Raw genomic sequence first — 13,484 nt, 5'->3', positions numbered from 1 at the left:
CATTTTGGCCGGTTGGCCGTCACAAATGTCGGGCATTATACGCTGCCCGGCGACGCTTAGTTACCTTTTGAGAAGAGGCAATGAGAAATTTAGCCAGGAAAAAGGCCTCTGGCGTGGAAAAGCGTCCTGAAGATGATGAGCCCGATGCATGACATCGGGCGAGGGGATTAGGCGTTTTCGCTAATTTTTTGCAGCTGTTCAAAATAATCAGGGAAGGTTTTTGCCGTACAGCCTGGATCAAGAATGGTAACGGGCGTATCGGACAGCGCAACCAGCGAGAAACACATCGCCATACGGTGATCGTTATACGTGCCGATGTCGGCATGCTTCAACGTCTCAGGCGGCGTGATGCGAATAAAATCGTGCCCTTCTTCCACCTCGGCACCGACTTTACGCAACTCGGTTGCCATAGCCGTCAGACGATCCGTTTCTTTAACTCGCCAGTTATAAATATTGCGCAGTTGCGTCGTACCTTCTGCAAACAATGCCGCAGTGGCAATGGTCATGGCAGCATCAGGAATATGGTTCATATCCATATCAATAGCGCGTAATGTCCCGGCCGTGCAGGCAATATAGTCATCGCCCCACTCAATTGATGCACCCATCTTTTCGAGTACATCCGCAAAGCGAATATCGCCTTGTACGCTGTTGCGACCAATGCCGGTGACACGCACGGTACCGCCTTTGATTGCGGCTGCGGCAAGAAAATAGGAGGCAGAAGACGCATCCCCCTCCACCAGATATTCACCTGGTGACTGGTAGTGCTGTTTACCCTTAATCAGGAAGTGTTGATACTGCTGATTCTCAACCTCGACACCAAAGCAGCGCATCAGGTGCAGAGTAATGTCGATGTAAGGTTTGGAAACCAGCTCACCTTTAATGCTGATACGGGTAGGATTTTCAGCTAACGGAGCCATCATCAGAAGCGCGGTCAAAAACTGGCTGGATACGCTGCCATCTACTGTAACGTCGCCGCCAGTAAACCCACCCCGCAGGCGGACTGGGGGATAATCTGTATTTTCGAGATAGTCTATAGTAGCCCCACCTTGCCGTAGTGCATCGACCAGGTGCCCGATAGGGCGTTCTTTCATGCGTGGTTCGCCCGTCAGGACGACATCCTGCACACCCAGGCAAAGCGCTGCCGCAAGCGGCCGCATGGCAGTGCCGGCGTTGCCCAGAAACAGCTCTGTGGGCTGTGATGCATGCAGCGGCCCACCCTTTCCTGTCACCTCGCACACCGTACGATCGCTGGAAAGCGTGAACTCAACACCCAGTGCATCAAGCGCATTAAGCATGTGCTTAACATCGTCGCTGTCCAGCAGATTAGTTAATCGGGTTTTACCTTTCGCCAGTGCAGCAAGCAGAAGCGCACGGTTTGACACGCTTTTGGAACCGGGCAAATTAACCGTACCATTAACGCGAGCGATGGGCTGAAGGGTCAGGGAATCTTGCATGTGAAACGTAATCCTTAAAAAACGATGACTCCGCCAGAGGGCGGAGTCGGGTGTCAGTCATTCCACTGACAGTGAAAGACTTAGCCGTGGCGGCGTTCGAAATCAATCATGAAATCGGTCAGCGCTTTAACGCCTTCCAATGGCATCGCATTGTAGATTGAGGCACGCATGCCGCCCACAACACGGTGACCTTTTAATGCGTGCAGACCTGCCTTAAATGACTCTTCCAGGAAGAGGCTGTCCAGCGAGGCATCAGCCAGTTGGAAAGGAATGTTCATCCGGGAACGGTTTTGCAGTGCCACATCGTTACGGTAAAAATCGCTGTTATCGATGAGACCATAGAGTAATCCGGCTTTTGCCTGATTAATTTTTTCCATCTCAGCGACACCACCCTTCTGCTTCAGCCACTTAAAGACCAGGCCACTCAGATACCAGGCAAACGTAGGTGGCGTATTAAACATGGAATCATTTTCAGCCAGAACGGTGTAGTCAAGGATGGAAGGCACGCTTTGATGCGCGTTGCCGAGAAGATCGTCCCGTACGATAACCAGGGTAAGGCCAGCCGGACCAATATTTTTCTGCGCACCTGCGTAAATCACACCATAGCGCTTGATATCAATTGGGCGTGACAGAATCGTGGAGGAAAGATCGGCGACCACAACCTTGTCACCAAAGTCAGGCTCTTCGTCAATAGCCAGACCGTCAATGGTTTCATTTGGGCAAAAATGCAAATAGGCGGCCGTGTCGCTGACATCCCATTCGCGCATCGGCAGGATGGCGCGCTTACCCTTTTGGGTCGTTTTGACATCCAGCGTTCGCGGTGAGCAATATTTTTCCGCTTCTTTAATGGCACTGTGAGCCCAGTAGCCTCCATCTGCATAGTCCGCACTGGTCGCACTGCCGAGTAAATTGCCCGGTACAGCAGCAAACTGCGCACGTGCGCCGCCATGACAGAATAATACTTTGTAATTGGAAGGAATTTTCAGCAGATCGCGGAAGTCCGCTTCAGCCTCTTCTGCCACCTGAATAAATTCTTTACTGCGGTGGCTTATCTCCATTACTGAAGTTCCCAGACCATGCCAGTTTGTCAGTTCTTGTTCTGCACGGCGGAGTACTTCGCTCGGCAGCATCGCTGGCCCAGAGCTAAAATTATAAATTTGCGTCATTTCCCTCACCACTGTCATATCGAACGGTTATGAATAACGATTCGGTTTTATCACTGCCTTCTGGTGGCTGCAATCATAAATCGAACTGCGGTCACATTTTTTCGGCATGACGCACCGAAGGTTATATTACTAATGTAATCCGGCACGAAATATTGTGAGGCGGCTTCCTTTCATGCAGTCCCGGCTTTGGCTCAGATGACAAAGCATGAGAAAAACGACGGTAAAATTGCGGCGTCTTGATAGCGAACAGACGGTAAAAAACGTATCATTGCGCGCTTTATGTCTCCCCATTTACAGAGAGAGCGGCACCATGACGCAAACTTTTATCCCGGGCAAAGATGCCGCCCTGGAAGACTCCATTTCACGCTTCCAGACCAAATTACAGGATCTGGGTTTTAATATTGAAGAAGCCTCCTGGCTGAATCCTGTGCCACACGTCTGGTCTGTCCACATTCGTGATCGCGACTGCCCCCTCTGCTTCACCAATGGTAAGGGCGCCAGCAAAAAAGCCGCTCTGGCCTCGGCGCTGGGAGAATATTTTGAACGCCTGTCCACGAATTACTTTTTTGCTGATTTCTGGCTTGGCAACAGTATCGCCCAAGGGGATTTTGTTCACTATCCCAATGAAAAATGGTTTGCTCTGCCTGAAGACGACAGCCTGCCTGAAGGCATCCTGGATGCGCGCCTGCGCGCCTTTTACGATCCTGAAAACGCCCTCTCCGCTTCAGATTTAATCGATCTCCAGTCGGGTAACAGCGCACGCGGCATCTGCGCCCTGCCCTTTACCCGTCAGTCCGATCAGCAGACCGTTTATATTCCGATGAATATTATTGGTAACCTGTATGTGTCGAACGGCATGTCCGCCGGCAACACGGCCAACGAGGCACGGGTACAGGGGCTGTCAGAAGTTTTCGAGCGCTATATTAAAAATCGTATCATCGCCGAGTCCATCAGCCTGCCTGCCATTCCTGAATCCGTGATGGCGCGTTACCCCGATGTGGTTGAGGCCATCGCCCGTCTGGAAGCCGAAGGGTTCCCGATTTTTGCCTATGACGCATCACTGGGTGGGAAATATCCGGTTATCTGCGTTGTGCTGTTTAATCCTGCCAACGGCACCTGTTTCGCCTCTTTTGGCGCGCACCCTGATTTTGGTGTCGCGCTGGAGCGTACCGTTACCGAACTGCTTCAGGGCCGCAGCCTGAAAGATCTGGATGTGTTCACGCCGCCCACGTTTGATGATGAAGAAGTGGCAGAGCACGCCAACCTGGAAACCCACTTTATCGATTCAAGCGGCCTGATCTCCTGGGATCTGTTTAAAGAAACAGCGGATTATCCCTTCGTTGACTGGAAATTTGATGGCACCACCGAGCAGGAATTCAGTACGCTCATGGCGATTTTCAAAGCCGAAGGTCAGGACGTTTACATCGCTGATTATGAGCACCTCGGTGTGTATGCCTGCCGCATTATTGTGCCCGGTATGTCAGATATTTATCCGGCTGAAGACTTGTTGCTGGCGAATAACAGCATGGGTGCAGGTATTCGTGAAACGCTTCTGGCCCTGCCCGGCAGCAACTGGAATCCTGAAGAGTACCTGGATTTAATTTCTCAGCTGGACGAAGAAGGTTTTGATGACTTCACGCGTGTCCGCGAGTTGCTGGGACTGGCGACAGGCAAAGATAACGGCTGGTACACGCTGCGCATTGGCGAACTCAAAGCCATGCTGGCCCTGGCTGGCGGTGATCTCGATCAGGCGCTGATCTGGACGGAATGGACAATGGAATTTAATGGCTCCGTATTCAGCCCGGAGCGTGCAAATTATTACCGCTGTCTGCAAACTCTGCTGCTGCTGGCGATGGAAGATGAGCGGAATCCGCTTGAGTATCACGCAGCCTTTGTGCGTATGTATGGTGCTGACGCTGTCGACGCCGCCTCGGCCGCAATCAGCGGTGAGGCGGCCTTCAATGGCCTCCAGCCGGTAGACAGCGATCTTAAGGCTTTCCCTGCTCATCAGGCTTTGCTTGCTGCCTATGAAAAGCTGCAAAAGGCGAAACGTCTTTACTGGAAAAACGCCTAATCTTTCGCGGCTCTGTTTCAGGATAAAGCGATAATAATCTCACAGGCACCTTATTTAATGGGTGCCTTTCTTTTTTTGAGAATAAGTATTTAAGGGATGTATTGTTCAGCGTTTTTATCATCATTATTTAAAGCAACATAACAGATGCATTTCGTTAACTCCGCAGAGATCGTCTTGACGGCACTCCGCCCTCCATTAAACAAAAACTGCATAATTTAAAATATTTTTAATCATTATATTTCAATAAATTAACCGAAAAAAATCCCGTCTTTCAGTGAAACACGCTCCGTCCTTGCATGGCTGATCATGATCCAAATCAACTTCTGTAACTGTTGCCTTTGTTATCATTTTTTCAGACAACTTTTGGAGTGAGTTAGTGTGAAAGCTGACAATCCTTTTAATCTGTTATTACCCGCCGCGATGGCGAAAGTGGCTGAAGATGCTGGCGTTTATAAAGCCACTAAACATCCCCTCACCACGACCTTTCTGGCCTTTACTGCGGGCATGTTCATCTCGATTGCTTTCGTGTTTTACATCACGGCTACCACGGGCAGCGGTGCTGTGCCTTATGGCCTGGCAAAACTGATCGGCGGCATCTGTTTTTCACTGGGACTCATACTGGTCGTGGTATGCGGTGCCGATCTTTTCACATCTACCGTCCTCATTGTGGTCGCCAAAGCCAGTGGACACATCACCTGGGGGCAACTGGCACGAAACTGGATAACCGTTTATATCGGTAACCTGGCTGGCGCGTTATTTTTCGTCACGCTCATGTGGTTCTCCGGTGAACAGATGGTGGCAAACGGCGCGTGGGGATTAAACGTCCTGCAAACAGCCGACCATAAAATGCATCATACTTTTATCGAAGCCGTTTGCCTCGGCACATTGGCCAATTTGATGGTCTGCCTGGCGGTCTGGATGAGCTATTCAGGACGGACATTGACCGATAAAAGCCTGATTATGATTTTGCCGGTGGCCATGTTTGTCGCCTGTGGTTTTGAACACAGTATCGCCAATATGTTTTTGATTCCTTTCGCGATCGTGATACGCGACTTTTCCGGGCCTGAGTTTTGGCAGGCCGCAGGGGCCACAGCAGCACAGTTCCCGGCCCTCACCGTTAAAAACTTTATTTTCGACAATCTGATTCCGGTCACGCTCGGTAACATCATTGGCGGCGGCCTGCTAGTCGGATTGACCTACTGGGTAATTTACTTACGCGGTGGTAAAGAAACGCACTAATCCTGTCTCAACGGCATATCGCAGCCTGGTACGCCCGAGAGCAAAAGTCTCCTTAAATAAGGCAGGTATATTATGACCGAACGTAATGCAAAACTCGCTTCAGCCTGGCAGGGATTTAATGAAGGCGAATGGCAGAACAGCGTCAACGTACGCGACTTTATTCAGAAAAACTATACGCCTTATGAAGGCGACGAGTCCTTTCTGGCCAGTGCCACCGAGGCCACCACAACACTGTGGGAGAGCGTGCTGGAAGGCATCAAAATTGAAAACCGCACCCATGCACCAGTCGATTTTGATACCGATCTTGCCTCAACCATCACTTCCCACGATGCCGGTTACATCAATAAATCACTGGAAAAAATTGTTGGCCTGCAAACCGAAGCCCCGTTGAAACGCGCCATTATTCCTTTTGGCGGTATCAAAATGGTTGAAGGCTCTTGCAAGGTCTATGGTCGTGAACTCGACGCGTCTCTGAAAAAGATTTTCACGGAATACCGCAAAACGCATAACCAGGGTGTTTTTGATGTTTATACACCTGACATTTTACGCTGCCGTAAATCTGGCGTATTGACCGGCCTGCCTGATGCTTATGGTCGTGGACGCATCATCGGTGATTATCGTCGTGTTGCCCTATACGGCATTGATTATCTGATGGCGGATAAGTTTGCTCAGTTCACCTCACTGCAAAACGATCTTGAAAACGGCGTAAACTTGGAAGCCACGATTCGCCTGCGGGAAGAAATTGCTGATCAGCACCGTGCGCTTGAACAAATTAAAGCGATGGCAGCCAAATACGGTCATGATATTTCTGGCCCGGCCACCAACGCGGCTGAAGCCGTTCAGTGGACCTATTATGGCTATCTGGCTGCAGTTAAATCACAGAACGGCGCGGCCATGTCTTTTGGCCGGGTGTCGACTTTCCTCGATATCTACATCGAACGCGACCTCCAGGCAGGAAAACTGAACGAAGAGCAGGCACAGGAACTGATTGACCATCTGGTCATGAAACTGCGCATGGTCCGCTTCCTGCGTACACCGGAATACGATGAGCTGTTTTCTGGCGACCCTATCTGGGCCACCGAATCGCTGGCGGGGATGGGCGTTGATGGTCGCACGCTGGTCAGTAAAACCACGTTCCGTTTCCTGAACACGCTTTACACCATGGGCCCCTCCCCTGAACCAAACATGACCATTCTGTGGTCTGAAAAACTGCCCGTTAACTTCAAAAAATATGCGGCTAAAGTTTCAATCGACACCTCGTCACTGCAGTATGAAAATGACGACCTGATGCGTCCTGACTTTAACAACGATGATTACGCCATTGCCTGCTGTGTCAGCCCTATGATCGTCGGCAAGCAAATGCAGTTCTTTGGTGCCCGCGCCAACCTGGCAAAAACCTTGTTGTACGCGATCAACGGCGGCATGGACGAAAAACTGAAAATGCAGGTGGGGCCGAAAGAAGCCAAAATCATGGATGAAGTGCTCGATTTCGACGTCGTGATGGCCCGTCTGGATCACTTCATGGACTGGCTGGCAAAACAGTATGTCACCGCACTGAACATCATCCACTTCATGCATGATAAATACAGCTATGAAGCGTCACTCATGGCGCTGCACGATCGTGATGTTTACCGCACCATGGCCTGCGGTATCGCCGGACTGTCTGTGGCTGCGGATTCACTCTCAGCCATTAAATATGCCAAAGTGAAACCCGTGCGTGATGAAGATGGCCTGGCAATTGATTTCGACATCGAAGGCGACTATCCCCAGTTCGGTAACAACGATCCGCGCGTGGACGACCTGGCATGCGACCTGGTTGAACGGTTTATGAAGAAAATTCAGAAACTGGAAACATATCGCAACGCGGTGCCAACGCAGTCCGTTCTGACCATTACCTCTAACGTCGTTTATGGCAAGAAAACCGGTAATACGCCAGACGGCCGCCGTGCAGGCGCCCCCTTTGGCCCTGGCGCTAACCCCATGCACGGTCGCGACCAGAAAGGAGCGGTAGCATCGCTGACCTCGGTAGCGAAATTACCCTTTGCGTACGCTAAAGACGGTATCTCTTATACTTTCTCCATCGTGCCTAATGCGCTTGGCAAAGATGATAATGTACGTAAAACCAATCTGGCAGGACTAATGGATGGTTACTTCCATCATGAGGCCAGTATTGAAGGCGGCCAGCATCTGAATGTTAACGTGATGAACCGGGAAATGTTGATGGACGCAATGGATAACCCTGAGAAATATCCTCAGTTAACCATCCGCGTTTCGGGCTATGCCGTTCGCTTTAACTCGCTCACCAAAGAGCAGCAGCAGGACGTGATTACCCGTACCTTTACCCAGTCACTCTAGTTCGCCCTTGAGGCTCCTTCATGGAGCCTCTTCTTTCGAGTCAGGTTTGGTCGCTGTCTGTATGACGGATAACCACCAAAATTGATTTCCCGTTCAGAGCGCACCGGAGAGTGCGCCACCTGCTTCGCAGGCTCATCAGGAGAATACATCGCAATGTCTGCCATTGGTCGCATCCACTCATTTGAATCATGCGGAACCGTAGACGGTCCCGGCATCCGTTTTATCACCTTTTTTCAGGGCTGCCTGATGCGCTGCCTGTACTGCCACAACCGTGATACTTGGGACACGCATTGCGGCAAAGAAATTACCGTCGACGCGCTCATGGCGGACGTTCTGTCTTATCGCCATTTCATGAATGCGTCCGGTGGCGGGGTGACGGCTTCAGGCGGTGAGGCCATTTTGCAGGCGGAGTTTGTGCGCGACTGGTTTCGCGCATGTCAAGCTGAGGGCATTCATACCTGCCTTGACACCAACGGCTTTGTCCGCCGCTACGATCCCGTTATTGATGAATTACTGGATGCAACAGATTTGGTGATGCTTGACCTCAAGCAGATGAACGATGACATCCACCAGATTCTTGTCGGTGTGTCGAATCATCGCACACTCGATTTTGCGCGCTATCTTCAGAAGAAAGGAAAACGGACGTGGATTCGTTTCGTCGTCGTGCCCGGCTATTCTGATGATGATGACAGTGTCCATCGCTTAGGTGCATTTACGCAGGATATGGCAAATGTGGAGAAGATTGAGCTTCTGCCTTATCACGAGCTGGGTAAGCATAAATGGATTGCGATGGGTGAAGAGTACAAGCTCGACGGTGTAAAACCGCCCAGTAAAGCGACCATGGAACGGATCAAGCATATTCTTGCCAGCTACGGACATGAAGTGATGTATTGACAGGCCACGTCACCGCAGCCAGTAGACGATAACCGTCTGACAGTCAGCGCAGCCAGACGGCGAAGGTTAAGTGTCACCGCCTGGTTATCGTTATGATCAGGCATGTGCCACTGGCGTGGCATGGTGATCGGCTTTACGCAGTAACATGACTAGGTAAACCAGCGCTACCGCCGCGATCATAACGAACAGCAGACGGTCGGAATAACTTTGCATCAGCATGGCCGTCATGCTTGGTCCGGCCAGGCTGCCCACGGTGTAGCTCAGTAACAGCGCCTGATTCATTGCCACCAGTTCATGGTGCGCCACGGTTTCGCAGGCCCATGACATAGCGACCGGATAAAGCGTAAAACCTGCCAGCCCCAGCACAAACAGGGCCGGGGCCATCGCGGCATTTGTCAGCATCGCAATCGCGCCGAGGATCACCACAAATACCTGCACTCGCAGTACCATCATGCGGCCAAAGCGGTCAGCAAGCCGACCAATCGGCCACTGCCCGACAATGCCGGCACTCACCAGCAAGGCCATCCAGTAACCCACGTTGGCATCACTCATACCCTGATGAGAAAGATAGAGCGGCATCAAGCCGTACAGCGATCCCAGAACAATGCCAGAAATAATACAGCCGTTAATACCGAGACGAGAACTGCGACGACGCAGCATAGGTAAAATTCGTCCGCCTGGCGTAGCTTCTACGGTATCGCTGTTGGCAGAAACCTGCGTGAAGATTAACGGTAAGATGGCGCTGATGACCGTGGCGGTTACCCAGGGAATCACACTCAGTAATTCGGTAGACAGTTTGCTCACCAGCAGTTGTCCGGCAACCGTACCCAGGTAATAGACGATCATATAGGCAGCGAGCAACTGCCCACGGTTACGTACTGTTCCACTGCATAACAATGCGCTTTCCACCACGACCCAGACTAACGCGCAGCCGATACCGGCCGTGAAGCGGAGCAATGTCCATGCCCAGAATCCTTCCAGCGCCAGCATGCACAGTGTCGACAGCGCAAAAAGGCCGGTCGCCAGATAATAGCTTCGGTTAAAACCGTATCGCTTGATCAGCCAGCCAGCCACTAAAGTGCCCAGCAGGTTACCGGTGTAATACGACGAACTCACCACGCCTACCTGCCATGTTGCCAGCGCATCATGCGTCAGCCAAAGGGGCACTAACGTATTCAGTACCGCAATGGAAACTGTCATTAATAACAGGCCGCAAAGCAGCAATATCACAGGACGTGACCAGGTCGACATAGGAGATAAAAACCAAAAGAAATGAAGGAAATTGCGCGCAGTTTGCCATCGCGCGTTGTAAAGTCAACGGGAGGAATGAGGGTGCAGCACATTTTGCTGCGTGACCATTTAAATTATTTATCTTCAGTAAGTTAGCCATCTGTCAGGCATCAGATAACTTTGCGCTATCTCTATGATAATCTGGATTTTTACGCTTTCTGCCCGCGTCGTCATCGATAATGTTTATTTGTGATAAATTTTAAACGTGTTGAGGATGCCTCGCGGTAAAGATAAAAAAACCCAGCCTGAGCTGGGTTATTTTAGACAGGGTGAACGCTTAGCCAATAAATTCCAGGCCGTTCATATAAGGACGTAATACCTCTGGCACGGCGATGCGGCCGTCCTGCTGCTGGTAATTTTCCAGCACGGCAACCAGCGTACGTCCTACGGCCAGGCCCGAGCCATTCAGGGTATGCACCAGACGCGGTTTTTTATCCTGCTTATTGCGGGTGCGCGCCTGCATACGGCGAGCCTGGAAATCCCCCATGTTTGAGCAAGAAGAGATTTCACGGTAGGTATTTTGCGCCGGTAACCATACTTCTAAATCGTAGGTTTTTGTCGCACCAAAGCCCATATCACCGCTGCACAGCAAGACCTTGCGATACGGCAGGTTCAGCAGTTGCAACACTTTTTCAGCATGGCCAACCAGCTCTTCCAGCGCATCCATAGAGGTTTCAGGCGCGACGATTTGCACCATTTCAACTTTGTCGAACTGGTGCATACGGATGAGCCCACGCGTATCACGGCCATAGGAGCCTGCTTCAGAGCGGAAGCAGGGTGTATGTGCCGTAAGCTTCAGCGGCAGGCTCTCTTCTTCAACGATTTCATCCCGCACAAGGTTGGTCAGCGGCACTTCAGCGGTCGGAATGAGCGCGTAATGGCTGCTTTCGGATTCTTCTTCCAGCGGACGGGTATGGAACAGATCTTCACCAAACTTAGGTAACTGGCCTGTACCGTATAAGGTCGCATGGTTAACCAGGTAAGGGACGTAAGTTTCCAGATAACCATGTTGTTCAGTGTGCAGGTCAATCATGAACTGGCTGAGCGCACGGTGCAGGCGAGCAATCTGGCCTTGCATAACCACGAAGCGTGAGCCGGTGAGTTTCACTGCCGCAGCAAAGTCCAGCCCTTTAGCCGCTTCGCCCAGCTCAACGTGATCTTTCACCTCAAAATCAAACTGGCGGGGTTCACCCCAGCGACTGATTTCCAGGTTTTCCGTGTCGTCTTTCCCCAGCGGCACTTCATCCGCAGGAAGATTCGGCAGCGCCAGGCTGAAATCGCGGATCTGATTTTGCAGCTCGTCCAGTTCTGCTTTAGCCGCATCCAGGCGTTCGCCCAGGCTGTTCACTTCCTGACGCAGTGGCTCGATGTCTTCCCCACGTGCTTTGGCCTGACCGATGGATTTGGAGCGGGAGTTGCGCTCGGCCTGCAGGTTTTCCGTTTCAACCTGCAAGACTTTGCGACGCTCTTCGAGCGAACGCAGCATTTCCACATCCAGTTTAAATCCTCGGCGTGCCAGTTTTTCTGCGACTGCGTCTGGCTCATTACGCAGCAGATTGGGATCGAGCATGCTTATCCTGTGTATTTATGAGTTAAAAGAAGGGGACGCACTCCCGCTGGAATGCGTTGAAAACATTGACCACATTACCGCAACGTCTGTTTCAGCGGTAGCGTTTTGTCGGGCTATTTTGATCGAGTTCAGTCAGCCAGGCCAGCTTTTCGCCAATTTTGCCTTCAAGACCGCGTTGAGTGGGATGATAGTAACGCGTTTGCGCCATTTCGGGTGGGAAATAGACTTCACCCGCAGCATAGGCATTGGCTTCGTCATGCGCATAGCGATAGCTTTCGCCCAGCCCCATCTCTTTCATTAGCTTCGTGGGGGCATTGCGCAAATGATCGGGAACATCGAAATCTGGATGGTCGCGTGCATCACGCATCGCCGCCTTAAACGCGTTATAGACGGCGTTACTTTTTGGCGCACAGGCGAGATAGACAATGGCCTGCGCAATCGCTCGCTCCCCTTCTGCCGGACCAACCCGGGTGAAACAGTCCCAGGCCGCGATAGCCACCTGCATGCCTCGTGGATCGGCATTGCCGACGTCTTCAGACGCAATGGCCAGTAACCGACGCGCGACATACAGCGGATCGCCACCGGCGGTAATAATACGAGCGTACCAGTACAGGGCGGCATCCGGTGCCGATCCCCGGACGGATTTATGCAAGGCAGAAATCAGGTCATAAAAGCGATCGCCTTTATTATCGAACCGGGCAGACCGTTCCCCCGCCACTTCGGTCAGCAACTGGGGCGTCAGCTCGCGTTTGCCTGTGCCGTCGGTTTCGGCCATATCGGCCATCATTTCCAGCGTATTCAGAGCACGACGTGCATCGCCGTTGACCAGTTCCGCAATCATACGCCGCGTATTGTCAGGTAACAGGATATCGCTGTTGCCATAACCCCGACTTGCATCCTGCATCGCCTGGTCAAGCACCTGCTCAATATCTTCTGTGGTCAGGGATTTAAGTAAATAGACACGAGCACGTGACAGCAGTGCGGAGTTAAGCTCAAAGCTGGGATTTTCTGTCGTGGCACCGATAAACGTGATAGTGCCGTCTTCAATATGGGGAAGAAACGCATCCTGCTGACTTTTGTTGAAGCGATGGACTTCATCTACAAACAGGATAGTGCGGCGGCCCGCCTGCTTGCTCAGCCTTGCGCGTTCAATGGCTTCACGAATCTCTTTGACACCAGAGGTGACCGCAGAAATACGCTCAACGTCCGCATTGCCATAGTGAGCGATAATCTCGGCCAGCGTTGTTTTTCCTGTCCCTGGCGGTCCCCAGAGAATCATGGAGTGCAGGTGCCCCGCTTCGATCGCGCGCGGCAACGGTTTACCCGCAGCCAGCAGGTGCTGCTGTCCAATGTATTGCTTCAGGGTTGCTGGCCGCATACGCGCGGCCAGCGGTTTAAAATCTTCACTGGAAAAATCCAGGGACAGGTTACCCACTACCACC

The 13,484-nt window shown here is 51.7% G+C and carries 9 protein-coding genes; 4 read left to right on the top strand and 5 right to left on the bottom strand.

Annotated elements, in window-relative coordinates; genetic code table 11:
• Positions 1-167: 167 nt before the first annotated feature.
• Positions 168-1,454, bottom strand: coding sequence for a 3-phosphoshikimate 1-carboxyvinyltransferase (gene aroA / locus G5574_RS20255; RefSeq protein WP_039341315.1), 1,287 nt, complete (start codon positions 1,452-1,454; stop codon positions 168-170).
• Positions 1,455-1,534: 80 nt separating this feature from the next.
• On the bottom strand, positions 1,535-2,620 hold the full coding sequence (gene serC, locus G5574_RS20250; protein ID WP_164483101.1) for a 3-phosphoserine/phosphohydroxythreonine transaminase: 1,086 nt from the start codon (positions 2,618-2,620) through the stop codon (positions 1,535-1,537).
• Between the two features lie 310 nt (positions 2,621-2,930).
• On the opposite strand from serC, the gene ycaO reads away from it, so the two are divergent.
• The 4 genes from ycaO to pflA all read left to right on the top strand — a co-directional run bounded on the left by ycaO (position 2,931) and on the right by pflA (position 9,182).
• Positions 2,931-4,694, top strand: a complete 1,764-nt coding sequence (gene ycaO, locus G5574_RS20245) for a 30S ribosomal protein S12 methylthiotransferase accessory factor YcaO (protein ID WP_058707603.1) — start codon at positions 2,931-2,933, stop codon at positions 4,692-4,694.
• A gap of 378 nt (positions 4,695-5,072) precedes the next feature.
• Positions 5,073-5,933, top strand: a complete 861-nt coding sequence (focA, locus tag G5574_RS20240; protein WP_164483100.1) for a formate transporter FocA — start codon at positions 5,073-5,075, stop codon at positions 5,931-5,933.
• Between the two features lie 72 nt (positions 5,934-6,005).
• Positions 6,006-8,288 carry a formate C-acetyltransferase gene (gene pflB, locus G5574_RS20235; protein WP_164483099.1) on the top strand — a complete coding sequence of 761 codons (2,283 nt, stop codon included), beginning with the start codon at positions 6,006-6,008 and terminating at the stop codon, positions 8,286-8,288.
• Between the two features lie 153 nt (positions 8,289-8,441).
• Positions 8,442-9,182, top strand: a complete 741-nt coding sequence (gene pflA / locus G5574_RS20230) for a pyruvate formate lyase 1-activating protein (protein WP_164483098.1) — start codon at positions 8,442-8,444, stop codon at positions 9,180-9,182.
• 96 nt (positions 9,183-9,278) lie between these two features.
• On the opposite strand, the gene G5574_RS20225 is transcribed toward pflA, so the two are convergent.
• The 3 genes from G5574_RS20225 to G5574_RS20215 all read right to left on the bottom strand — a co-directional run bounded on the left by G5574_RS20225 (position 9,279) and on the right by G5574_RS20215 (position 13,477).
• Positions 9,279-10,433: an MFS transporter gene (locus G5574_RS20225; protein ID WP_006118615.1), complete on the bottom strand. Its 1,155-nt coding sequence runs from the start codon at positions 10,431-10,433 to the stop codon at positions 9,279-9,281.
• 316 nt (positions 10,434-10,749) lie between these two features.
• The gene (gene serS, locus G5574_RS20220) at positions 10,750-12,042 is read right to left on the bottom strand and encodes a serine--tRNA ligase (protein WP_039341327.1); all 1,293 of its coding nucleotides are present in this window, start codon (positions 12,040-12,042) and stop codon (positions 10,750-10,752) included.
• Between the two features lie 91 nt (positions 12,043-12,133).
• A complete protein-coding gene (locus G5574_RS20215; RefSeq protein ID WP_164483269.1) occupies positions 12,134-13,477 on the bottom strand; it encodes a replication-associated recombination protein A in 1,344 nt (447 codons plus the stop codon).
• Positions 13,478-13,484: the final 7 nt, after the last annotated feature.

Origin of the sequence: Pantoea stewartii, assembly GCF_011044475.1 — a bacterium.
Lineage (GTDB): Bacteria > Pseudomonadota > Gammaproteobacteria > Enterobacterales > Enterobacteriaceae > Pantoea > Pantoea stewartii.
The sequence above is the reverse complement of the archived record's forward strand: the minus strand, read 5'-3'. Positions and strand labels throughout refer to the sequence as shown.